Origin of the sequence: Micromonospora sp. NPDC005299 (assembly GCF_042872345.1) — a bacterium.
GTDB lineage: Bacteria > Actinomycetota > Actinomycetes > Mycobacteriales > Micromonosporaceae > Micromonospora.
Map to the genome: position 1 here is coordinate 101318 of NZ_JBIAKG010000013.1, position 22338 is coordinate 123655.

The window sequence follows — 22338 nt, forward strand, 5'->3', positions numbered from 1 at the left end:
CGAACGGGCGACCGGTCAGCCCGCGGGCCGGTCCGGGTCGCCGTCGTGCCAGCGGGCACGGAAGGCCGCCTCGCCCGCCTCGTGGCTGGCCTTCTCCTCGTACACCGCCCGGCGCAGCGCGGTGCGGGGGTCCGCCATCATCACCAGCTCGACCGCGACGAGCGCGACGCAGATCGCGGTGAGCAGGCCGAGCGCGATGAGCGCGGGCAGGTGCCGGGCGACCGGCAGCCCGGCGGCGAGCGCGCTGAGGGCGCCGAGCCGGCTCCAGGACAGGGTCTTCAGGGTGCGTAGCTGGAAGGCCATGTCGGCGGCCAGATAGATCATCACCCCGGTGAAGAGCAGCGGCACGGCAGGCCCGTGGGCCCGCTCGGCCACCCCGCCGACCGGGTCGGTGATCGTCCGCACCACCTCCTCCGCGCCGATCGCGAACAGGATCACCCCGGCGATCATGGGCAGGTAGAGATAGGCGTACGCGTCCCGGGCCATCGCCACGCGGGGGTGGCCCTCGGCGGCGTGCAGGGCGATCCGGGCGGCCGGACCGATCATGTCGAAGTGCACCCACCAGAGTGCGGCCGTGAACAGGATCCCGAAGATCGCCGCGGGGATGGCCGGCCAGGTGACCGGCTTGCCGATCAGGTTGCCGCCGACGCCGACCGAGATCACCGACTCGCCCAGCGCGATGATCAGGATCAGGTCGTAACGCTCGGTCCAGTGCTCGGCGGAGGTGACCTGCCAGCCCTTCGTGCCCGACAGCAGGCCGCCGGCGTACTGCACGACGACCACGGCGATCCAGAGCCCGTCGCGCAGCCACAGCCCGAGGTCCGGGTCCGCGATCCTCGCCGGGAGCAGCGCCGCGACCAGCAGCAGGCAGGTGGTGATCAGCACCTCGGGCACGAACTGCCACAGCTTGCGCCGGGCCGCCGGGTCGCCCCGGGTCGCGGACACGTACAGCGACAGGTGCACGGCGCGGATCACCACGTAGCTGACGGTGACCAGCATGGGCCCGGCGCTGCCCTGCTGCAGGTCGCCGAACGTCTGCGGCAGGGCCAGCGCGAAGGTGAACAACGCGATCATGCCGATCACCATGAGCGCCGGGACGAAACCCTCGCCCAGCCGGAGCCGGCTGGCCACCACGCTGTGCACCACCCAGCACCACCAGAGCACGGCGAGGACCAGCATGGCGTGCAGCAGTTCGCGCCCGGTCACGTTCGCCGCGGTGGCCCGCGTGATGATGAAGAACGACACCACGAAGACGAGGTCGAAGAAGATCTCGAACTTGTCCACCCGGGCGGCCGGGGCGATCGGCATGGCGGGGCCCAGCCCCTTGCGCCACCGGTCGCCGCCCACCGCACGAGTCTGTCAGCGCCGGACCGGCCGGTGGGGCGGAATCGATCGCCGTACCGCCTCGCCGGCCGGACCGTCGTCGCAGCTCAGGTTGTGGACCGCCCGAGATAGGTGAGCGGGCCCGGGTCGGGCACCGGGATGACGTGGAAGCCCAGTCGGTCGTAGAAGCCCCGCGCGCGGACGTTGGCGGTGACCATGCCGACGTGCAGCGCGGGCGCGCCGGCGCGGGCGGCGGCGGCCAGGAACGTCTCCAGCAGCCGCCGGCCGTGGCCGCGCCCCTGGTGGCTGGGGAGCAGGTCGATGTGCAGGTGGGCCGGGTAGCCGGCCAGCTCCGGCAGGAGCATCCGCTCGGGATGGTGGTGCAGGGCGATCATCTCCTCGTCCAGTGTGCGCGGGTCACCGGCCGGCGCGGGGTAGCGGTGCGCCAGCCGGGGGATCCAGACGCGCCGGTAGGCGCGGACGAAGGCGGCGGTGTCGGCGGTGCCGACCACGTAGCCCACCACCCGGCCGGCGTCGGCCAGGACGAACGCCAGGTCGGGCTCGAGGTGCAGGTAGGGACCGGCGAACAGGTCGGGCATGAGGTCGTCCGAGGCGTACCTCCCGCGGGCGTCGCCGCCGGCGTCGGCGGTGCGCACGCAGATGTCGTAGACCGCGTCGTGGTCGCCGGGCCGGTACGGCCGCACGGCCGCCGTGGATGTCGTGGTGCCGCTCATGCCGGGACCGTACGGCGTGGTACCGCTCTCACCGAAGGCCCGGCGGCCGGGGCTATCCGCCCAGCCGCTGGCGGGCCAGGAACTTCGGCACCACCATCCGCCACGCCTCGCACACCAGCTCGGTCATCTGGGCGTGGTCGAGCCGCTCCAGGTGGCAGCAGACCCAGTTGAAGCGCAGGTCGGAGGGGCGGGGCAGGAAGAACAGCGCCGCCTCGGCGGCGATCAGCCCGTCCCGCTGCTCCTTCGGATAGCCGAAGCCCATGCTCCGCTCGTCGCGGCTGAACGCGACGTAGACGATCGCGCCGACCCGGAACTTGACCCGGTCGTGGATCAGGTGCTCGCTGGTGCGGGGCAGCGTGCGCGCCAGGGCACGGACGTCGTCGACGGTGACCACGCCGAGGACGCTAGCCCCGCCGTGCGACAGTCAGCCGGCCGCCGGGGCGGCGTGGGCGAGCGCGGCCCGCAGCGTGTCGGCCAGCGGGTGCTCCGGTTGCTCGATCCACTGCTGAACGGCGACCCGCAGGGTGGCCAGGAAGGTCGCGGCCAGGATCCGGGCGCGCAGCGCCACGTCGGGTCCGGTGAGCCGGCGGGCCATCTCCCCGGCCAGCTCCCGCTCGATCGCCGTGTACGCGGCCACCTGGTGCGCCAGCAGGCCGGGGTTGCCGTGCAGCCGGCGGCGCCGGGTGAGCCAGGACTCGGCGGTGTCGTCGTACATCTCGTCGGCCTGGCGCAGGGCGGCCCGACTCAGCGCCGCCCACGGTGTCAGGTCGGCGGGTTGCTCGGCGATCAGGTCCAGCAGCCGCCGCAGCCGCATGGTGTCGCCGTGGAAGAGGGCCTCCTCCTTGCTGGAGAAGTAGTTGGAGAAGGTGCGCCGGGACACGTTGGCGGCGTCGGCGATCGCCTCGACGGTGACCCGGTCCGGCCCCTGCTCGGCGGCCAGACGCAGGGCCGCCTCGTGCAGGGCGAGGCGGGTCGCCGCCTTCTTCCGCTCGCGCAGCCCGGTGGACTCTTCCATGGCTCCCCAGCGTACGTGATCCGTTTCTCAATGAGCAAACTTGCCTACTGCGCAAGATTCGCGAATTATTGCTTGAGGCAACCAACGCAGGGAGGGGAAGAGTGGACGCGACCAGCCGTGAGCTCGTCGCCCGGTTGCAGGACCTGCTGACCGGCGTGCGACTGCTCAAGCAGCGGCGCGCCGACGACCGGCCGGCCGTGCCGCCCGGCCTGGTGGGCCTGCTCCGGCACATCGACCGGGACGGCGCCACCGGCTGCCACGCCCGGGACCTGGCGGAGCGGAGCCGGCTCGACCCCTCGACGGTCAGCCGGGCGGTCGCCGCCCTGGTCGCCGACGGCCTGGTCGACCGGCGCACCGACCCGCAGGACCGGCGGGCGAGTCACCTGACGATCACCCCGGCCGGCCGGGCCGCCATGGCCGAGGCCTACGACTGGTACGGCGGAGTGCTCTCCCGGGCGCTCGCCGACTGGACCCCCGGCGACGTGGCGGCCCTGTCCGCCGCGCTCGCGCGTCTCACCCGCGACCTCGAGGTCGCCCTCACCCGACACGACAACCTGGAGGACGCGCGATGAGCGCACCCACCGCGACGGCCGACGCCGCGCCCATGAACCGGCGGCAGACGCTGGAAGCCCTCAGCGGCCTGCTGCTGGTGCTCTTCGTGGCCATGTTGAGCAGCACGGTCGTCTCGACCGCGCTACCGAAGATCATCGGAGCCCTCAACGGCTCGCAGACCCAGTACACGTGGGTGGTCACCGCCACCCTGCTCACCGCCACGGCGACCACCCCGATCTGGGGCAAGCTCGCCGACCTGTTCAACAAGAAGCTGCTGATCCAGGTCGCCATCGTGGTCTTCCTGGCCGGCTCGGTCGCGGCGGGCTTCGCGCACTCCGCCGGTCAGCTCATCGCCGCCCGCGCCTTCCAGGGCATCGGCGTCGGCGGTCTCCAGGCCCTGGTCCAGGTGGCCATCGCGGCGATGATCCCGCCGCGTGAGCGGGGTCGCTACAACGGCTACCTCGGCGGCGTGATGGCCCTCGCCACGGTCGGCGGCCCGCTGCTCGGTGGCCTCATCGTGGACACCTCCTGGCTCGGCTGGCGCTGGTGCTTCTTCGTCGGCGTGCCCGTCGCGATCGTCGCGCTGTTCCTGCTCCAGGTCACCCTGCACCTGCCCACCGCGCGGCGGGACAACGTGAAGATCGACTACCTGGGCGCCACCCTGATCGCCGCCGGCGTGAGCCTGCTGCTGATCTGGATCTCGTTCGTCGACGACTCGTTCGCCTGGGTGTCCTGGCAGACCGGCGCGATGGTCGGCGGCTCGGTGCTGCTGCTCGCCCTCGCCGTCCTGGTGGAGAAGCGGGCCGCCGAGCCGGTCGTGCCGCTGGAGATCGTCCGCGAGCGCACCACGGCGCTGGCCATCCTCGGCAGCCTCGCGGTCGGCATGGCGATGTTCGGCGGCGCGGTCTTCCTGGGCCAGTACTTCCAGATCGGCCGCGGCTACAGCCCGACCGAGGCCGGCCTGCTCACCATCCCGATGATGGCCGGCGTGCTGCTCTCCTCGATCGTCGCCGGCCGGCTGATCACGTCCTCCGGGAAGATCAAGCCGTACATCGTGGCCGGGTCGATCATCCTGGTCGTCGGCTTCGCCCTGCTCGGCACCATCGACCACGAGACCTCGCTGGTCCTCGTCGGCGCCGCCATGTTCATCGTCGGCGTGGGCGTCGGCATGACCATGCAGAACCTGGTGCTGGCGGTGCAGAACACCGTGGCGCTCAAGGACATCGGCGCGGCCAGCTCGAGCGTGGCGTTCTTCCGCTCGCTCGGCGGCACCATCGGCGTGTCGGTGCTCGGCGCGGTCCTGGCTCGCCAGGTCACCGACCGGATCACCCATGACCTGGCGGCGGCCGGGATTCCCACCTCGGGCGGCAGCGGCGGCAGCACGCTCAACCTCGCCGCGCTGCCCGCGCCGGTACAGCACATTGTGCGGGCCGCGTATGGTGACGCGACCGGGCACATCTTCCTGATCTCGGCCGCCATCGCGGTCGTCGGGATCCTGGCCGCGCTGCTGCTCAAGCCGGTCACCCTGCGGTCCAGCCTGGACCTGCCCGACACCGCCCGCTCGGTCGCCGTCGCGGCCGACGCGGTCGACGGGGCGCCCGCCTTCGACGAGGTGGCCGTGGACGTCACAGGGCCGGGCGAACGCGCCCGCCGCTGACGCCCCGTCGTCCCAGGGCCGTCGCCGATCCGGCGGCGGCCCTGGTCCGTGCCCACCGGGCCGGCGTACGCCGGCCGTGACCGAATCGAGGCGCTGTGGACACCACGCAGCCCGTGCCACCGTCGGTGGCCGTCGACGCGCGGCCGGCCGGGGCGGTGCGCCGGGCGGTCCGCGAGCTGGTCCTCGTCGCCGCGCTCTTCCTCGCCTACAAGGCGGGCCGGGTGGCGGTGGCCGGGCGGTCCGGCACCGCGCGGACCAACGGGGAGCGGATCTGGTGGCTGGAGCGGCTGCTCCACCTGCCGAACGAGGCCGCCGTGCAGGCCCCGTTGCTCGTCCACGAGCTGCCGGTCCGGCTGGCCAACTGCTACTACGCGTACGTGCATTTCCCGGCCACCGCGCTCTGCCTGGTGTGGCTGTATCTCCGCCATCCCGTGCACTACCGGTGGATGCGACGTGCCCTCGCCGTGCTCACCGCCGCGGCGCTGGCCCTGCACGTCCTCGTCCCGCTCGCCCCGCCCCGGATGACCGCGCTCACCGGCCTGGTGGACACCGGCAGCCGGTACGGCCCCGCCGTCTACGGCCCACCGGAGGCCGACACGCTGAGCAACCAGTACGCGGCGATGCCCTCCCTGCACGTCGGCTGGGCCGTGGCCGTCGCCGTCGCGCTGGTCACGGTCACCGCCGGGCGGTGGCGGTGGCTCTGGCTGGCCCACCCCGTGCTCACCCTGCTGGTGGTGGTCGGCACCGGTAACCACTACTGGCTCGACGGGATCGTCGCGGTGGCCCTCCTCGGGGTGATCCTGGCAGGGCTGCCCCGGCCGGGCTCGTTGCGCCGACGACCGGCCGGGCCGGAGTCCGCGGCGCGCCTGCGCCCGCACGTCGTGCCGGCCCCGCGCCGACCGGGGGGCGCGGGCCGCCGACGGAGCCCGCGGACCCCGTCGGCGGCCGACGGCCGGCTCAGGCCACCCCGCGGGGGGTGACCCGCGCCCGGCTCACCCGGTGGCGCACACGGTTCCGTTGAGCCGGAACGCGCTGGGCGGCACGTTCGGCCCGCTGTACGCGCCGACGAAGCCGGCGCTGGCGCTGCCGCCGCCGGCGGCGAGCCGCCGGTTGTCGGCGGTGCTGGTCGCCGTGACCTGGGTCCCCACCTGCGCCCAGTTGGCGTTCCAGCCGCTGCTCACCTGCTGCCAGGCGGTGGGCCAGCTCCAGGTGAGCGTCCAGCCGTCGATCGCGCTCGGGCCGGTGTTCACGATGTCGACCGTGCCGATGTAGCCGTTGCCCCAGTCGCTGCCCGTGCCGAACCGGACCGCGCAGGTGCTGGCGGCCGGGCTGCCGGTGGCGAAGGTGAGCGGCGGGGAGGACCAGGAGACCCGGCCCGCGGTGTCCCGGGCGAGCACGTTGACCGTGTACCGGGTGCCGGGTTCGAGGTTGCCGACCGTGAGGGAGGTGCGGGCGGTCTCGCCGAGCTGCTCGCTGACCGCCCCGTGCTGCCGGTACACCTCGTACTTGGCGATCGGCGCGCCGCCGGGGGCGGCCGGCGGCCAGGAGACGGTCGCCGTCCGGTCGGTCACCGCACCGGCGGTGGGCCGGCCCGGCGCGCCGGGGCGGCCGCCGACCACACCGGCCGGGCGCAGCACGAGCGTGGTCAGCGAGTACGGCGGCAGCGTCCGGCTGGTCGCGCCGCTGGACCGGCCGGTGGCCACCGCGCCCGCGCCGTTGGTCAGCGTGTGCACCGTCGGCGCCTCGTCCGCCGGGGTGAAGCCGGCGTAGTCGATCTCCACCGGGTACGCGGTGTCCGGGTCTTTGTTCAGCAGCAGGACCGCCAGGCTGCCGTCCGGCCGGCGGGCCGCGTGCGCGGCGACCAGCGGCTCGTCGGTGCCGGCGCGGACGAGCTGGTCACCCGCCCGGGCGAAGAGGTTCATCATGGACAGCCCGTGGTACGGCGCGAACGGCGTGTTGAACGGCGGCTCGCAGACCGACCCGTCGGCGGTGCACCCGCCGCTGGAGAGCAGCCCGAAGTCGCCGTAGTCGGTCTGCCCGGCGACCTGCGAGACCGTGCCGATCCCGTTGTGCGCGTTCCACCACTGCACGGTGAAGACACCCTGCTCCAGCAACCCGCTGTAGGCGTCGGCCAGGAAGAGCGCACCCGGCTGGGTGTTCTGGCCGGCGCCGACGTTCAGCTCGGTGAAGCTGATCCCGATCCGGGCGGCGTCCGGGCCGGCGTAGCGGGCGATCTGCTGGCGCAGCAGCCAGACGGCGTCGGGGAGGTGGCTGGTCCGGGCGAGGGACTCGGCGGCGGTGCCGCCCGGGTACCAGTGCACGTCGACGAAGTCGATCTTCGGACCGGCGAGGGAGAGCACGGTCTGGTTCCAGGGGCCGGGGTCGGCGCCGGCGGTCAGCCCGTCCGGCCAGTTCCCCGGCATGGTCAGCACCGCGCCGACCTTGATGTCCGGGTCGACCGCCTTCATGGCGTCGGCGTACTCGACGACCAGCCGGGCGTACTGGGTGGCGCTCTTGTCCGGGTGGTCGTCGGCCTCCCAGGCCGAGCCGTAGTGGCCGTTGCCGTAGTTCTCGTTGCCGACCGTCCACCAGGTCGCGTCGTAGCCCTTGGTGACGTTGGCGTACCGCACCCACTCGGCGGCCTCGGCCGGCGTGCCGGTGCCGTAGTTGGCGATGATCATCGGCTCGGCGCCGACCCGCCTGGCCGCGGCCATGAAGGTGTCGAAGTCGGTGTTCGGGGCGACGTACCCGCCGGGCGCGGTGTGCGTCCGCCAGTGGTAGATGTCGGCGTAAGAGCCGCCCGGGTAGCGCAGCATCGTCACGCCGGCCGCTTTCAGCAGGTCCGATGTCTCGGTGCTGCCGAGCTGCTGGTCCCAGATGGCGTGGTTGACGCCGAGCGCGGTGTCCGGCACGGTGGCCAGCCCGGCGCGGGCGTTCACGGTCACCGTCACCGCGTCGGCCGCTGCGCCGGCGGCGGGCGGGTCGACGGCGGCCGGCACGGCGAGGGCGAGCAGCAGGCTCGCCGCGTACGCGGTGACGCGGCGCGGGGTGGAGGAATTTCTGCTCATGCGGGGTTCCTTCGGGGGTCGGGCGATCGTCTGTCCTGCGTCGCCCTCCCGGTGTCCGGGTGCCCAAGGAACGACGGTCGGCCCCGCGCAGAGCCATCGACGTACCAGAATCCCACGGCGGCGCCGGAGCGCTCAAGGAGGCCCCTGATACGCGACTTAATTTATAGACAGGAGTCTTTACTGTTAACAAGGTTTAATTTATGTTCATTGACATCTCCTCCCATCGCCCCCGAAGGAGTTGCCGTCATGCGTCGAAGAATCACCCTGCCGCTGCTCACCACGGGTGCGGTCACCGCCACCCTGGCGGTCGCCGTCCCCGCCCAGGCCCACGGCTACGTCTCGTCGCCGCCCAGCCGCCAGGCGCTATGTGCCCAGAACCGGGTGCCCGACTGTGGCCAGATCAAGTACGAGCCGCAGAGCGTCGAGGGCCCCAAGGGCCTCAAGAGCTGCAACGCCGGCATCGCCCAGTTCGCCGTGCTCAACGACGACAGCCGCGGCTGGCCGGCCACCTCGGTCGGCAGCTCGGTGACGTTCACCTGGGTCAACACCGCCCGGCACGCCACGTCCAACTGGGAGTACTGGATCGGCAACACCCGCGTGGCGGTCGTCGACGGCGGTGGCCGGCAGCCCGGCGCCACCGTGTCGCACACCGTCAACCTGGGTGGCTTCTCCGGCCGGCAGAAGCTCCTCGCCGTCTGGAACATCGCCGACACGGCGAACGCCTTCTACTCCTGCGTCGACCTCCAGATCGGCGGCGGCGGCAACCCGACGCCCACCCCGTCGCCGACGCCCGCCCCGACGACCCCGACGCCCCGGCCCACCCCGACCAGCTCGCCGGCCCCCGGCGGCACCTGGACCGCCGGGCGCGCCTACCAGGTGGGGGACACAGTCACCTACAACGGCCTGACCTACCGCTGCCGCCAGGCGCACACCGCGATCCCCGGCTGGGAACCGCCGAACGTGCCGGCGCTGTGGCTCCAGATCTGACCGGACGGGTGCGGCCACGCTCCGCGTGCGCCGCACCCGGCACCCGGCGTACCCCCGACACGAGTACCGCCCTGCGCCGCCCGCTCGCCGCCGCGCTGCTGGCCGCGCTGCTGGCCGCCGCCGGCTGCACCGGCCAGCCCGCGCCGACCGCGGCCACCCGTCCCGGACCGGCGGCCGAGACCGCCACCAGCGGCATCGACGCGCTCTTCCTGGCCATGATGGTGGCGCACACCGAGCAGACCCTGGCCATCGTCGGGCTCGGGCTCGACCGCACCACCGACCCCGAGATCCGCACGCTGATCGCCGCCGTCCGAGCCACCGAGACCGACGAACTGGCCACCATGCGCGGCTGGCTGCGCGAGGCCGGCCCGTCCGCAATGGCGGCCGCCGAGCGGCACGACCACTCCGGCCACAGCGACGCCGCCGCCGGGCTGGCCCGGCTGCGGGCCGCCCCGCCCGGCGAGGCCGACCGGGTGCTGCTCGACGTGCTCGGCGCGCACCAGCGGACCGCCGCCGAGCTGGCCCGCGCCCAGGTCCAGGCCGGCACCAGCGCCCGGGTACGCGACCTGGCCGGCCGGATCGAACGATCCCGCACCGCCGAGGTCGCGTTGCTGGCGAAGCTGCGCACCCGGTGACCCGGACACCGCTCAGCCGGGCACCGACCGGGCCACCAGCAGGGCCCAGCCGAGGCAGCCGAAGGCCGCGGTGTTCAGCACCGCCCGGACCACGTTCCCGCGCACCCAGGCGCTCTCGAACGTCGCGCGCAGCTCCGCCGGGTCGGCCAGCCGGGCGGCCCCCGCCTCCAGCCGGTCGTTGAGCGGCACGTTCACCGCGGCGGTCACCGCGAGCACCAGCACGTAGAGCACCAGGCCGGCGATCAGCCAGGGCAGCGGCCCGCGCCGCCCGGCGGGCAGGTGCAGCAGGACCGCCGCGAGGGCGCAGACCAGCGCGCCGCCGAAGCAGAGCGCGAACCAGCCGTTGAGAATGGCCTGGTTGATCGACCGCATGCCGGCGACGAACGCCCGGTCGTCGACCCGGGCCAGGCCCGGCATCACCGCGTACGCGAAGGCCGCGAAGAGCCCCGCCGTCAACCCCGTGGTCACGGTGGCCAGCAGCAGCACGCCGGCCCGGACGTTCGATGCGATCATGGGTCCATTGGACACCGGGAGCGCTGGACGCTCCATGGCCGAAACGCCCCGAACCATACGCGAGCGTCTAGGCTCAGCCGGTGGACGTACTCGCCGCCCTGCTCCGCGGCCTGCGCGCCCGGGACGCGTTCCTGCTCCGTACCGTGATGGACCCGCCCTGGTCGATCCGGGTCCGCGACGCCGCTCCGCTGAGCGTCACCGCGGTGGTCCGGGGCAGCGCCTGGGTGGTGCCCGACGGCGGCGCGCCGGTGCTGCTGCGCCCGGGGGACGTCGCCGTGCTGCGCGGGCCCGACCCGTACACGGTGGCCGACGGCCCGGACACCCCGCCGCAGGTGGTGATCCATCCCGGGCAGCGCTGCACCACCCTCGGCGGGCAGGAGCTGACCGAGACCATGGCGCTGGGCCTGCGTACCTGGGGCACCCGGCGCGACGGCGCCACCGCCCTGCTCACCGGCACGTACGCCAGCAGCGGCGCGGTCGGCGCCGGCCTGCTCGCGGCCCTTCCGCCCCTTGTGGTGCTGACCGCCGCCGACGGCGACCTGCCGGTCGTCGCGCTGCTCGCCGCGGAGCTGGACCGGGACGGTCCCGGGCAGGAGGCGGTGCTGGACCGGCTGCTCGACCTGCTCGTCATCGGGGTGCTGCGTACCTGGCTGGCCCGATCCGGCGCACGGCCGCCCGGCTGGTACCGGGCCTACGCCGACCCGGTCGTCGGCCACGCGGTCCGGCTGGTCCAACACGACCCGGCCCGGGCCTGGACGGTGGCCGGTCTGGCCGCCGCCACCGGCGCCTCCCGGGCCGCGTTCGCCCGCCGGTTCACCGAACTGGTCGGCGAGCCGCCCATGACCTTCGTCACCAGCTGGCGCCTCGCGCTCGCCGCCGACCTGCTCCGCGACACCGAACTGACGCTCACCGCGGTCGCCCGCAGAGTCGGCTACACCAGCCCTTTCGCGCTCAGCGCGGCGTTCAAGCGGGTCCGCGGCGTCAATCCCCGCGACCACCGCGCCACGGCCTGAGCCCGTCCCGCGTCGCCGCCGATCCCGGTAAACCGGCCGCGCGCTGTCGCAGCCCATGGCTACGCTTCCTGCCGGACGCCGCCCCACCGCACGTCAACCCCGCGCCTCACTGGCGCGCGGCGCGGCCAGCGCCCCCGACCGGACCTGAACCAGGAGACTGTTTGTGACCCAGCAACCTGTCGCGACATCGAACAAGCTCGACGCCGCGGTGCTCAAGGTGGCCGGCGTCGTCGTGCTCGGTGCGATCATGTCGATCCTCGACGTGACGGTCGTCAGCGTGGCGCTGCCGACGTTCCAGAACGAGTTCGACGCCTCCTACGCCCGGGTGGCGTGGACGATGACCGGCTACACCCTCGCGCTGGCCACGGTGATCCCGCTCAGCGGGTGGGCCGCCGACCGGTTCGGCACCAAACGCCTCTACATGGTGGCGCTCGCGCTGTTCACCATCGGCTCGGGGCTGTGCGCCACCGCCGACTCGATCGGCGAGCTGATCGCCTGGCGCGTGGTCCAGGGCCTCGGCGGCGGCATGCTCATGCCGCTCGGCATGACGATCATGACCCGGGCCGCCGGCCCGCACCGGATCGGCCGGCTGATGGCCGTCCTCGGCATCCCGATGCTGCTCGGTCCGATCGGCGGCCCGATCCTCGGCGGCTGGCTGATCGACACCGCCAGCTGGCACTGGATCTTCCTGATCAACCTGCCAATCGGCGTGGTCGCGCTGATCTACGCCCAGCTCGCCCTGCCGAAGGACAACCCCGAGCCGTCGGAGTCGTTCGACTTCCTCGGCATGCTGATGCTCTCGCCCGGCCTGGCGCTCTTCCTCTACGGCGTCTCGTCGCTGCCGGAGGCCGGCACGGTGCGCGACAACAAGGTGTGGCTGCCCATGCTGGTCGGCGCCGTGCTCGTGGTGTCCTTCGTGTTCTACTCGTTCCGGCCCCGGCACCCGCTGCTCGACCTGCGGCTGTTCCGCAACCGCAACCTGAGCATCGCCACGGTGACCCTGTTCGTCTTCATCATCGCGTTCATGGGTGCGGGTCTGCTCTTCCCGAGCTACTTCCTGCAGGTCCGCGGCGAGTCGACGCTGACCGCCGGCCTGCTGATGGCGCCGCAGGGCCTCGGCGCGATGCTGACCATGCCGATCGCCGGCATGCTGGCCGACAAGGTGCCGGTCGGCCGGACGGTGCCGTTCGCGCTGGTGCTCATCGCCGCCGGGTTCTTCACCTTCACCCAGGTCGACCCGCACACGTCCTACTGGCTGCTCTGCGGCTCGCTGTTCGTGATGGGCCTCGGCATGGGCGGCACCATGATGCCGATCATGACCTCGGCGCTGAAGACCCTGCACGCCGCCGAGGTGGCCCGCGGTTCCACGCTGGTCAACATCCTTCAGCAGATCGGCGGCTCGGTCGGCGCCGCGGTGATGTCGGTGATCCTCACCAGCAAGCTGAACGGTTCCGAGGTGATCCCCGGCGTGACCGACCCGAGCGGCAAGCCGGTCACCCAGGCCGGCCTGGCCATCGCCGCGCAGCAGCGGCCGGAGCTGCTCCAGCAGTTCCCGGTGCCGCCGTCGCTGATCGAGCGCGGGCTCGACTTCGCGGCCGGTTCCTTCGCGACCACCTTCTGGGTCGGCTTCGCGCTGGTGCTGCTCACCTTCATCCCGGCCGCGTTCCTGCCCCGCCGGCGCGAGCCGTCGCACCTGCTCGACGGCGGGACGGGCGAGGAGCAGCGTCCGACCCCGGTGCCGATCCACTGACCGCCGGTCGGGCCGCCGGGGCAGCGCCCCGTCGCCCCGATCCCGGTCCGGCTCGCCGTCGCGGGGCCTGACGCCAACCGGCGTCAGGCCCCGCCGGCCGTCCGGGCGCCGGTGGCGCGGCGGATGTCGAGCAGGTGATGCTCGCCCTCGTGGACCGTGTGCCGGCCGAGCCAGCGCAGTGTCCGCGCCTCGCGCCGCGGCCACGGGTAGACGCCCGTGCGGGCCAGCTCCGTCTCGCCGAGCGCCGCGAAGCGGGCCGCGAACTCGTGGGCGGCCGTGGCCAGGTCGGCGAGGACCACCTCCGGGTCCTGCGCGTTGTAGCGCTCGGTGATCACCAGTTCGTCGCGGCCCATCGGCGGGAACTCCGGCTCCTCCACGCGCAGGGCCAGCGCGAGCCGCTCACCCTGCACGCGGAACACGTCGCGGACGTGGCAGGCGTACTCCAGTGGCGACCACACCTCCGGCGCGGGCCGCCGGCGCGGGTCCGGCACCCCGTGGAGGGCAGCCGGATAGCGCCCCGCCAGGTCGCGCAACCGCTGCGGCAGGTCCCCACTGTCGAGCGCGGAATAGACGAACAGGCACTCGTCACACCGATCCACGCGTTCAGGGTAGGTGGTGCGGGGGCGTACCGGCGAGGTGCTTCCGTGCCACCGGGGGAGTGGGGTGCGCCGAATCCGCCTCGGCCACGGACGCGGCGGCGGAGGATGAGCGGAGCCGGCGAGCGTCCGGGGTGCCCGCCGCAGGAAGAGAACGGGAGCGCCGATGACCGCCAACCGGGAGATCGTCGCGGACGCCTTCGCCGCCTGGTCCGCCGGCACCGGCGACATCACCGGCATCTTCGCCGAGGACCTGCGGTGGGAGATCACCGGCCGCTCCGTGGCGGCCGGGACGTACCATCCCGCCCGCCAGTTCGTCGACGAGGTGCTGACGCCCTTCGGTGCGCGCTTCACGGCCGAGGATCCCTTCCGGCCCGTGCTGATCCGGGGCATTCACGAGGATCCGACCACCGACACGGTGATCGTCGCGTGGAACGGCGCGGGCACCACCACGATCGGCACGACGTTCACCGACACGGTCGCCTGGTTCCTGCGGATGCGGGACGGCAGGGTGGTCGAGGGGACCGCCTTCTTCGACAGCACCGCCTTCAACGAACTCTGGCAGGACGTGCCAGCCTAGTCGCCGGGCCGGCCGGGGGAGCGGGCCGCTCCCGCCCCTCATGTCGACCTCGGCGATACTGGACGGCATGCTGACGACGGTCGCGCCGGTGACCCCGGCCCATGACGCGTTCGAGCAGGTGGCTGCTCTCTTCGACGACTACCGGGCGCACTACGGCCAACCGCCGTCCGCTCAGCGGACCCGTGCCTGGCTGCAGGAGCAACTCGCGCAGCGCCGGATCGCGGTCGCTGCCGCCATCCGCGCCGAGCACGTCTGCGGCTTCATCACGACGGCGATCACCCCGGCGTCGCTGATGCTGGGTGCCGCATGGTCGATCCGCGACCTCTACGTCGACCCCCACCATCGCCGCAGCGGCATCGCGAAGACCCTGCTCCAGCACGTCGTCGACGAGGCGCGGGCCGCCGGCGCCCACCGCGTGTCGCTGCAGACCGAGGTGGACAACATCCCCGCCCGCTCGCTCTACGCCGAGGTCGGTTTCCAGCCCGTTTCCGGCCTGGAACTGTTCAACCTCACCCTTGCTCCGAACCACCAGGAGTCAGATATCTCCGGATAATTGAACTCGCGCCAGCGTCGTTACATTGATGTTAACTGCTATACCAATCATCGGTATGCAGCTATATGATGTCGATCAACAGCTCCGCAACGCCTCACAAAACACGAGCTTCAGCACATTTCCGCGCCGGCCGACCATCAGGCGTACGAATCCACCCACGCCCGACGGTCTATTTCCACCACCTGTGCCGCATGTGCACCGGTAATTGCCTGGCGCCCTGGAAAAGCCGCACGAAAAGGGTGGAACGGAAGGGCGGATGATGGCGGGGGTTTCTTCCTTGGTCATCGGGATCGCGTCCTCGGCCGCGGAACGCCGGCAGCTCGCCCAGCTGCTCGGCGGCACTGAGACGTTCCTGATCGTCTCCAGCGCGCACCAGGCGCGACGGTTCCTCGATCTGCTTCGCACGCCCGGGGCGGCGCGACCTGCCCCCGCCCGCGACGCGGTTGCCGACGACCCGTCGCCGGCCGGCCCGCCCGTGTCCGATCTAGACGTGGACTCCGACCGGCGCGTCCTGCGCTGGCGGGAGCGTGAGGTCGGGTTGACGCCGCTGGAGCACGACCTGCTGGTCTGCCTCGCCCGCAGACCCGGCCAGGTGTGGACCTACGCCCAGTTGCACCGGGCGGTGTGGGGCAACGACCACCTGGGGCGCGGCTCCGACATGCACTCGGTGGTGCGCCGGGTGCGGCGCAAGCTCGGCCGGGTGGGCGCGGTGCCGACGATCCATGCGGTGCGCGGCATCGGCTTTCGCCTCGCCTCGTCCTGACGACGTTCGCGCCGTCCGGCGCCCATGCCGCGCCGGACGTCCGTCCCGCCGGAGCGCCCCGATCAGAGCCGCAGACGCGGTCCGGCCCGCCCGGTGCGAACACCGGGCGGGCCGGACCTGACGGTCGGCGGTCAGGGGTCAGCAGCGGATGGGTGACAGGGTGAAGTCCTCCACGGTGGGCGTGGTGTTGTTGATCCTCGTCTGACGGGTCTGGGGCTTCCAGCCGTCCTTGGCGACGATGATGCTGAGCGGGTTGTTGCGCCGGTCCATCCAGTAGGCGTACTTGCCGTCGGCGTCGGTGGCGAACGTCCAGGACATCGCCCACGAGTCGACCTGGACGACCGTGCCGGGAAGCGGTGCGACGGCGCCCTGGCAGCTGCGGCCGGAGACCGTGCCCATCAGCTTGCCCCAACTGGTCGGCGGCTGCGCGATCATCGTGACCGCCACCGGCGGCACGGTGTACGGCGTGTTCTCCTTGATCGCGACCGACGCCGAGTAGGTGCCGGGCTGGTCCACGTTGGCCGTCATGCCGACGGTGACCGTGACCTTCTCACCGGGCGCCAGGGTGACCTTCGACTTGTCGATGGTCAGCCAGCTGACGTCCGCCGGCCCCTCGGCGCACTCCTCGAGGCCGGGCAGTACCTCGCTGTCCTTCGTGGCGTTGAAGCTGCCCGAGGAGCCGCCCACCTTGTAGAAGCCGCACGCCGCCCCGCCACGGTAGCGGGGGGTGTTGGCGTTGGGCAGGTTCGCCCACGAGTCGGTGGCCGGGTCGTACGCGAAGCCGGCGTTGGTGATGGCGCCGCCCTGCGAGCCACCCACGACCAGGAGCTTGCCGTTCGCGACGGCGAACGAGCTGGCCCAGCTGTCGGCCGGGGCGTCCGCGACGGCGGTCCAGGCGTTGGCGCCCGGATCGAAGGCGTAGCTGGCCTTCTGCGCGACGGAACCGTCGTTGCCGCCGGTGCAGTAGACGGTGCCCCCGATTCCGCCGCAGGACGCGAACGCCACCGACTTCGGGTAGTTGGGCAGGGTCTCCCAGGCGTCGGTGCCCGGGTCGTAGCGGACCACCGAGTTGGACATCGGCAGGCAGCTGGCCGTGGTGCAGCCGCCGACGGCGTACAGCTTGCCGTCCGCGACAGCCTGACCGGCGGCGGCCCGCGGCGCGGGGTTGTCGGCCTTCCGGGTCCAGGTGTTGGCCGCCGGGTCGTACGACCAGGTGGTGCCGTCCGGCCCGGCGGCGCCCCAGCCTCCGGTGGCGATGATCTTGCCGTCGACGACCCCGACCGTCATGGCGTTGCGCGCGGCGGGGAGGTCGGCGATCGCCGTCCAGCTCTGGGCGATCGGGTCGTACACGTAGTTCTTCGCGCTGGACGTCGTGCCGTCACCGCCGGCGATCGAGTAGATCTTGCCGTCGAGGTTCACCACCCGGTTGTCCATGACGTTGGCCGGGTAGTTGGCGATGCCCGTCCAGGGTTCCGCCTGGGGACCGGCCGGCGTGGCGGCCGCGGTGGCCGACTTGCCGGACGGACGGGCGGCGAGCGACGTCGGGGTGGTGAGCCGCTGCGCCCGCGCGCCGGTCGAGCCGAGCAGCTTCTGCTCGGACAGCTGGGAGCCGTCGGCCCGCTGCAGCACGAACCCGCCGTCGCGCTCGCTGAACTCGGCGGTGACGGGGGCCCCGCCGGTGTTGGTCACCGTGAAGGTCTTGTTGACCTTGCCGGTGGGCATCCGGACCGTGCCGGTCACCGATGTCGGCTGCACGGACAGCCGGCCCGCGGCGAGCTGGAAGTTCGCCGCCGTCGCCCAGTCGGTCTCGACGTCGACCTGCTTTGTCTGGCTGACGTAGTTGCCGGCCTTGGCGGTGAACGGGTGCTGGCCGGTCAGCGACGAGAACATCCAGTAGAAGCCGTCGGGAAGTTCGGTGTCGTCCGGGGTCGCCACCGTGGTGGCCTTCTCCGCCGGGCGGTCGTCACTGGTGACGGTGGCGCCGTTGACGTAGCCGTTGTCGTTCTTGTCCCGGACGTGGCCGAGCACCAGGCCGCCGTCGACCGGCTTGCAGATCAGCTTGCTGCCGATCAGCACGTTGTCGACCTGCCACCACCATTCCCAGGAGGCGTCGTAGTAGTGGAACCGGACCTGCACCTGCGCCTGGCCCGCCGCCTGCGGGATGGGCACCTCGGTAACCCTGGGCCCGCGCACGTCGGCCGCCTGCCGCAGCACGTTGCTCCAGGTGGTGCCGCCGTCGAGGCTGAGGTCGACGTCCGCCCGGTCGGAGCTCAGCCAGTTGAAGTCCTGGTTGAACCGGATCACCGGCGCGGCGACGTCGGTCAGGTTGACGACGGGGCTGACCAGCGAGGTGTCCTGCCGGCCACCGCTGCCGTAGTCGTCGCTGTCGATGATGGCGAACCCGCCGGCGCCGCCGGTCAGGTTGCCCCGGTCGCCGCTGTCGGTGAACTTCCAGACCTGGCCGGTGCCGGCGTTGTCCACGACGGACCAGCCGTCGGGCACGCTGGTGCCGTCGAAGGTCTCGTACTCGCCGTCGGAGCTGTTGGTGTAGCCGGGCGCCGTGGTGCACGCGGCCGGATCGGCCGGCACGGCGATGTTGTTGGTGGTGTTGCCCGAGCCGACCACGACCTCCTTGGTCACGGTCTGGTAGCCCGGGTACTGCGACTCGACCTTGAGCCGGTAGGTCGCCCCGGCCGGGAGCTTGATGCTGTAGCGGCCGTTGGCGGGAGTGGTGTAGTCGGAGACGGGGAGGCCTTCGACGCTCACCTTCGCGTAGAGCGGCCAGCCGTGTCCGGAGCCGTCGGTGACCTGACCGCTGACGGTGACGCTCGGCACCGCCGTCAGTGCGACGTCGAGCGTCGTGGTCGCGTTCGTGGTCACCGTCGCCGAGAGCGTCCTGGTCTGGTAGCCGAACGCCGAGACGGTGACCTGGTAGTCGCCGGCCAGCAGCAGCGAGGAGTACCTCCCGTCGGCGCCGGTGGTCAGCGAGCGGGTCGCCGCACCGGTCAGGGCGATGGTGGCGCCGGCGATCGGGGCGCCGGTGGCCGAGTCGGTCACCTTGCCGGCCAGGGTGCCGTTGTCGCCGATCGGGGCGGCGTTGAGCAGCGCGAGCGCGTCCAGCCGGCCCTCACCGTAGACGTTGTTGTCGTCCGTGGTGCCGCCGCACTGGGTGTCGGCCTTGTCCACCGCCGTGTCGTTCAGCAGCGCGCGGGTCGCCGGCACGTCGCCGACGAGCGTGGGTGCCGCCGACCAGAGCAGCGCGATCGCCCCGGCGAGGTGCGGCGCTGCCATCGAGGTGCCGCTGTAGCTGGCGTAGGAGTTGTCCGGGACGCTGGACCGGACGTTGACCCCGGGCGCCGAGAGGTTGGGCTTGATCTCGCCGTTCTGCCCGGTGCCCCGCGAGGAGAAGCTGGCGATGTTGTTGTTGATGTCGTACGCGCCGGCCGAGTAGTTGCTGGCCAGGCTGCCCGGGGAACCGCTGGTCTGGCAGGCGGGCCCGTTGTTGCCGTTGGACCAGGTGCCGAAGATGCCCGAGGCGGTCCAGGCGTTGGTCACGTCCTCCATGAACGGCTCGGTGGACGGCAACGTGGTGCCCCACGAGTTGTTGATGATGTTCGGCCGCTTGCTCGCGTCCGGGTTCTGCCCGTTGAGGTCGGTGGGCTCCAGCATCCACTGGCCGGACGAGACCAGCGCGGCGTCGGTCGGGCAGCACCCGTTCGCGGCGATCCACTTGACCCCGGGGGCGACACCGATCTGGTTGGCGCCGGCGGAGCCGGCCATGGTGCCCATGGTGTGCGTGCCGTGGCCGTCCTCGTCGCACGGCGCGGTGGCGCAGGTGCCGGCGGCGTCGAACCAGTTGTAGTTGTGGTCGAAGGTGCCGTCACCGTTGTTGCCGCGGTACGAGTTGACCAGCGCCGGGTGGTCGAACTGGACGCCGCTGTCGATGCTGGCCACGGTGATGCCGGCGCCCTGGACGCCGTACTGGGACCAGACGTCGTCGGCGTTGATGTTCGCAACGCCCCACTCCAGGGCGTTCACCGACTTCTCGTCGGTGCCCTTGGTGATCTCGGGGAGCTTGTACTCGACCGGGGCGTAGACGGCGTCCACCTCGCTGTGGGCGGCGAGGTTCTGCGCCATCGTGAGCGAACCGTCGGTGACCTTGATGGCGTTGGTCGCCCAGAAGGTCTGGTACTTCGCGCCCGAGCGGTCGAGCTCGGCGCGGATCTTCGCCTGGCTGTCCGCGGCGGTCTTCTTCAGCGCGTCCGCGACCGCGGTGCCCCGCTTGGCCCAGTCCGTGATCGCACCGGCCTTGCTCAGGTCGGCCCGGGCGCCGAAGTGGATCCAGAAGTCGCCCTCGCTCTTGCCCTGAAGTTGCCGGGTGAGTTCGGGGCGGATCTTGTCGCCGGCGGATGCGCCGGTTTCCGTTCCGGTCTGCGCAGCCTGTGCGCCTGTGCCGGTGGCGGCCATGGCGGTCGCGGCGAGAACCAGGGCCGCGCCAGCGCTCACCAGCCGACCGGCCAGGCCCCTCCTGTGTGGACGTCTCAGCATCGGTGCTGCCTCCTCCAGAACGACCCGCGGATGGTCGAGCCATGGCGGAAGGCGCAGGAGACCCCTCTCCCGTCGGATCACATCGGTTTGAACGAGCCCCCCAAGCCCCCTAGGCGCCGTGCGGGTCTACGCCGGCTGCCTGAGTGGACACTATGATCGACAGGAAAGCGCGATCAAGCACTCTACGTGAGCAACATGTCACCAACAGGCCCCCGTCGGTCGGCCTGGTTGACATTGACTGTCATGGCGATTCTCCAGAGCGGCGATTTTGCCGCCGGTTGCTCCGGGCGGGGGTGACGGTGAGCGAGAAGGAAACGAGCGGGGCGACCGGTGGCATCGACCCGGTGGACCGTCCGTTCCCGATGGTGATCGGGGTGACGTCGTCACCGGCCGAACGGGTCCGCCTCACCGAACTCCTCGACGGCGTCGCGCCTCTGCTCCTGGTCGCCGACCTCGACGAACTGCGCAAGCTGCTCACGCCCGCGGGGCCACCGGCGGACCTCGACGTGCCGCCACCGGTCACCCCGACGCCCCCGGCGCCGGACGACACGCTGGTGATCGACGCCGCCCGCTCCACCGCCCGGTGGGGCGACCGGGAGATCGTCCTCACCCGCCTCGAGCGCGACCTGTTGGCCTGCCTGACCACCGAGCCGGTCCGGGTCTGGAGCTACGCCGAGCTGCACCGCTCCGTCTGGCACGACGAGGGGCTGCAGGACAAGGCGGACGTGCAGTCCCTGGTCAAGCGGCTGCGCCGCAAGCTCGACCAGTTGGGCACCGGCGTCACCGTCGTCGCGGTGCGCGGCGTCGGACTCCGGCTGACCGACCACCGGCGCCCCCGGGCGCAGGGCACCGGCCACCCGTCGAACGGCCGCTAGGGCCACGCCGGCCGTCCACGCCGATGGCCGACTACGTCGTGGAGCGTACGGGCGTACCCGTTCTGCCGTACCTCGAAGGCCGCCCCACGTCGGATGGCACGCTGCCCGCTCCCTGAAAACCTGAGTGGCCGATCGACGCGCGTCCGGGCTCGTCCGGCCGCGTCCGACCACAAGGGAGGGCAAATGGGAGTGAATCGGATCAGGAGTGCGGCCGGCGCGGCGCCGCAGGCGGCGGATGCCCCCGGCCGGCGCTGGGGCTGGTGGGGCATCGTCTTCGTGGTCGCCTTCGTCGCCAGCATTGCCGCCGGCAGTGCCCTGAAGGTGGGGGAGAGCCTCTATCTGCCCGACGCGTCGGTCACGCAGTTGCGTGACTTCTATGCCGCCAGCGGTGCGGCGGTGCTCGTCCAGTCGGCGTTGCAGATCCTGGCGGCGGTAGCCCTGTACCGGTTCGGGTGCCGCCTGCGTGCCGCCCTGCGGGCGGAGGGCACCCGTGCCGGTGCGGTGATGGGTTGGGGGACCGCGATCACCGCGGGGGCACTGCTCGCCTCGGTGGTGTGCGGGCTGGCCCTGCTGCTGGTCGCGGCACCGGCCGGCGACACGACCGTCGCCGGTCTCGGCAGGGCCGCGCTGGTACTCGGCGGTGCGGCGCACCTGCTCGGCGCCGGCCTGCTGATCACGGCAGCCTCGACGGTCGCGTGGCGTTCCCACCGGCGGCCACGGTGGGTGTTCGGCTACGGGAGGATCGTGGGACCGCTGGTGGCGGCCTCCGCCCTCTCGGTCCTGTTGCCGCCGCTCGTCCGGCCGGAGCCGGCGTTCCGGCTCCTCGCGGCCGTCTGGCTCGTCGGCGTGGGCATCGGCGTCCTGCGGGGGGCCTTCGACGAAGTGGGGTAGGACGGGCCGGCGCAGCCCCTAGGCTGGCCGGAGGAGGTGTGAGCGGTGGGTGATGGTGGTCAGGAGCGGTCGACGGCGAGGCGCAAGCGCCTGCTGCTGGCCGGCCTGCTCGCGGTCGTCGGGTTGATCCTGCTGCTGCTCGGCCTCACCGTCGCCAACGGCGCCGTCGCCGGCGTCGAGGTCGTGCTGGCCCTGCTGCTCCTGATCGGCAGCTACGCGATCCAGTACGTGGCCCGCCGCGACACCCTCTACCGCGACAGGCGGACGCGGTGAGCGACCGGGAAC

General features: G+C 72.4%; 21 protein-coding genes. 13 read left to right on the plus strand and 8 right to left on the minus strand.

The features are described 5' to 3' along the window. Nucleotides 1–15: 15 nt before the first annotated feature. From ACFYPD_RS29080 to ACFYPD_RS29095, 4 genes are all read right to left on the minus strand, one after another. Complete coding sequence (locus ACFYPD_RS29080) at nt 16–1347, minus strand: low temperature requirement protein A (protein ID WP_387120250.1); 1332 nt, start codon at nt 1345–1347, stop codon at nt 16–18. Nucleotides 1348–1430: 83 nt separating this feature from the next. Then, nucleotides 1431–2057 (minus strand): GNAT family N-acetyltransferase, encoded by a 627-nt coding sequence (locus ACFYPD_RS29085; RefSeq protein ID WP_387120253.1) that lies wholly within the window; start codon nt 2055–2057, stop codon nt 1431–1433. 52 nt (nt 2058–2109) lie between these two features. Further along, entirely contained in the window at nt 2110–2451 is a 342-nt protein-coding gene (locus ACFYPD_RS29090) for an MmcQ/YjbR family DNA-binding protein (RefSeq protein ID WP_387120256.1), read from the minus strand. Between the two features lie 30 nt (nt 2452–2481). Next, complete coding sequence (locus ACFYPD_RS29095) at nt 2482–3072, minus strand: TetR/AcrR family transcriptional regulator (RefSeq protein WP_387120259.1); 591 nt, start codon at nt 3070–3072, stop codon at nt 2482–2484. Nucleotides 3073–3173: 101 nt separating this feature from the next. On the opposite strand from ACFYPD_RS29095, the gene ACFYPD_RS29100 reads away from it, so the two are divergent. The 3 genes from ACFYPD_RS29100 (at nt 3174) to ACFYPD_RS29110 (ending at nt 6261) form a co-directional block, all read left to right on the plus strand. Further along, nucleotides 3174–3644 carry a MarR family winged helix-turn-helix transcriptional regulator gene (locus ACFYPD_RS29100; protein WP_387120262.1) on the plus strand — a complete coding sequence of 157 codons (471 nt, stop codon included), beginning with the start codon at nt 3174–3176 and terminating at the stop codon, nt 3642–3644. After that, a complete protein-coding gene (locus ACFYPD_RS29105) occupies nt 3641–5281 on the plus strand; it encodes an MDR family MFS transporter (protein WP_387120265.1) in 1641 nt (546 codons plus the stop codon). The genes ACFYPD_RS29100 and ACFYPD_RS29105 overlap by 4 nt, the downstream gene beginning before the upstream one ends. 95 nt (nt 5282–5376) lie before the next feature. Then, nucleotides 5377–6261, plus strand: coding sequence for a phosphatase PAP2 family protein (locus ACFYPD_RS29110; RefSeq protein ID WP_387120268.1), 885 nt, complete (start codon nt 5377–5379; stop codon nt 6259–6261). 12 nt (nt 6262–6273) lie between these two features. On the opposite strand, the gene ACFYPD_RS29115 is transcribed toward ACFYPD_RS29110, so the two are convergent. After that, the gene (locus tag ACFYPD_RS29115) at nt 6274–8349 is read right to left on the minus strand and encodes a cellulose binding domain-containing protein (protein ID WP_387120271.1); all 2076 of its coding nucleotides are present in this window, start codon (nt 8347–8349) and stop codon (nt 6274–6276) included. 246 nt (nt 8350–8595) lie between these two features. Here ACFYPD_RS29115 and ACFYPD_RS29120 point away from each other — a divergent pair, with 246 nt between their 5' ends. Together ACFYPD_RS29120 and ACFYPD_RS29125 are read left to right on the plus strand one after the other, a co-directional pair. Further along, nucleotides 8596–9336: a lytic polysaccharide monooxygenase gene (locus tag ACFYPD_RS29120; RefSeq protein WP_387120274.1), complete on the plus strand. Its 741-nt coding sequence runs from the start codon at nt 8596–8598 to the stop codon at nt 9334–9336. Between the two features lie 8 nt (nt 9337–9344). Continuing rightward, nucleotides 9345–9971, plus strand: coding sequence for a DUF305 domain-containing protein (locus ACFYPD_RS29125; protein ID WP_387120277.1), 627 nt, complete (start codon nt 9345–9347; stop codon nt 9969–9971). Between the two features lie 12 nt (nt 9972–9983). On the opposite strand, the gene ACFYPD_RS29130 is transcribed toward ACFYPD_RS29125, so the two are convergent. Continuing rightward, complete coding sequence (locus ACFYPD_RS29130; protein WP_387120280.1) at nt 9984–10484, minus strand: DUF1772 domain-containing protein; 501 nt, start codon at nt 10482–10484, stop codon at nt 9984–9986. An 80-nt stretch (nt 10485–10564) separates the two neighbouring features. Between ACFYPD_RS29130 and ACFYPD_RS29135 the strand changes: the two genes are divergently transcribed. Continuing rightward, entirely contained in the window at nt 10565–11497 is a 933-nt protein-coding gene (locus ACFYPD_RS29135; protein ID WP_387120283.1) for an AraC family transcriptional regulator, read from the plus strand. A 163-nt stretch (nt 11498–11660) separates the two neighbouring features. Beyond that, nucleotides 11661–13247 carry a DHA2 family efflux MFS transporter permease subunit gene (locus ACFYPD_RS29140; protein ID WP_387120286.1) on the plus strand — a complete coding sequence of 529 codons (1587 nt, stop codon included), beginning with the start codon at nt 11661–11663 and terminating at the stop codon, nt 13245–13247. Between the two features lie 83 nt (nt 13248–13330). Here the strand turns inward: ACFYPD_RS29140 and ACFYPD_RS29145 are convergent, their stop codons facing one another. Next, on the minus strand, nt 13331–13846 hold the full coding sequence (locus tag ACFYPD_RS29145) for a DinB family protein (protein WP_387120289.1): 516 nt from the start codon (nt 13844–13846) through the stop codon (nt 13331–13333). Between the two features lie 163 nt (nt 13847–14009). Here ACFYPD_RS29145 and ACFYPD_RS29150 point away from each other — a divergent pair, with 163 nt between their 5' ends. The 3 genes from ACFYPD_RS29150 to ACFYPD_RS29160 all read left to right on the plus strand — a co-directional run bounded on the left by ACFYPD_RS29150 (nt 14010) and on the right by ACFYPD_RS29160 (nt 15739). Next, complete coding sequence (locus ACFYPD_RS29150; protein WP_387120292.1) at nt 14010–14423, plus strand: nuclear transport factor 2 family protein; 414 nt, start codon at nt 14010–14012, stop codon at nt 14421–14423. A gap of 40 nt (nt 14424–14463) precedes the next feature. Then, the gene (locus ACFYPD_RS29155) at nt 14464–14976 is read left to right on the plus strand and encodes a GNAT family N-acetyltransferase (protein ID WP_387120295.1); all 513 of its coding nucleotides are present in this window, start codon (nt 14464–14466) and stop codon (nt 14974–14976) included. Between the two features lie 277 nt (nt 14977–15253). Continuing rightward, on the plus strand, nt 15254–15739 hold the full coding sequence (locus tag ACFYPD_RS29160) for a winged helix-turn-helix domain-containing protein (protein WP_387120298.1): 486 nt from the start codon (nt 15254–15256) through the stop codon (nt 15737–15739). A 138-nt stretch (nt 15740–15877) separates the two neighbouring features. Here the strand turns inward: ACFYPD_RS29160 and ACFYPD_RS29165 are convergent, their stop codons facing one another. Beyond that, nucleotides 15878–20245 (minus strand): S8 family serine peptidase, encoded by a 4368-nt coding sequence (locus tag ACFYPD_RS29165; RefSeq protein ID WP_387120301.1) that lies wholly within the window; start codon nt 20243–20245, stop codon nt 15878–15880. A gap of 341 nt (nt 20246–20586) precedes the next feature. Here ACFYPD_RS29165 and ACFYPD_RS29170 point away from each other — a divergent pair, with 341 nt between their 5' ends. The 3 genes from ACFYPD_RS29170 to ACFYPD_RS29180 all read left to right on the plus strand — a co-directional run bounded on the left by ACFYPD_RS29170 (nt 20587) and on the right by ACFYPD_RS29180 (nt 22326). Continuing rightward, a complete protein-coding gene (locus ACFYPD_RS29170) occupies nt 20587–21162 on the plus strand; it encodes a winged helix-turn-helix domain-containing protein (RefSeq protein WP_387120304.1) in 576 nt (191 codons plus the stop codon). 183 nt (nt 21163–21345) lie between these two features. Next, entirely contained in the window at nt 21346–22053 is a 708-nt protein-coding gene (locus ACFYPD_RS29175) for a hypothetical protein (protein WP_387120307.1), read from the plus strand. Between the two features lie 45 nt (nt 22054–22098). Continuing rightward, complete coding sequence (locus ACFYPD_RS29180; protein ID WP_387120310.1) at nt 22099–22326, plus strand: hypothetical protein; 228 nt, start codon at nt 22099–22101, stop codon at nt 22324–22326. The last annotated feature ends 12 nt before the right edge of the window (nt 22327–22338 follow it).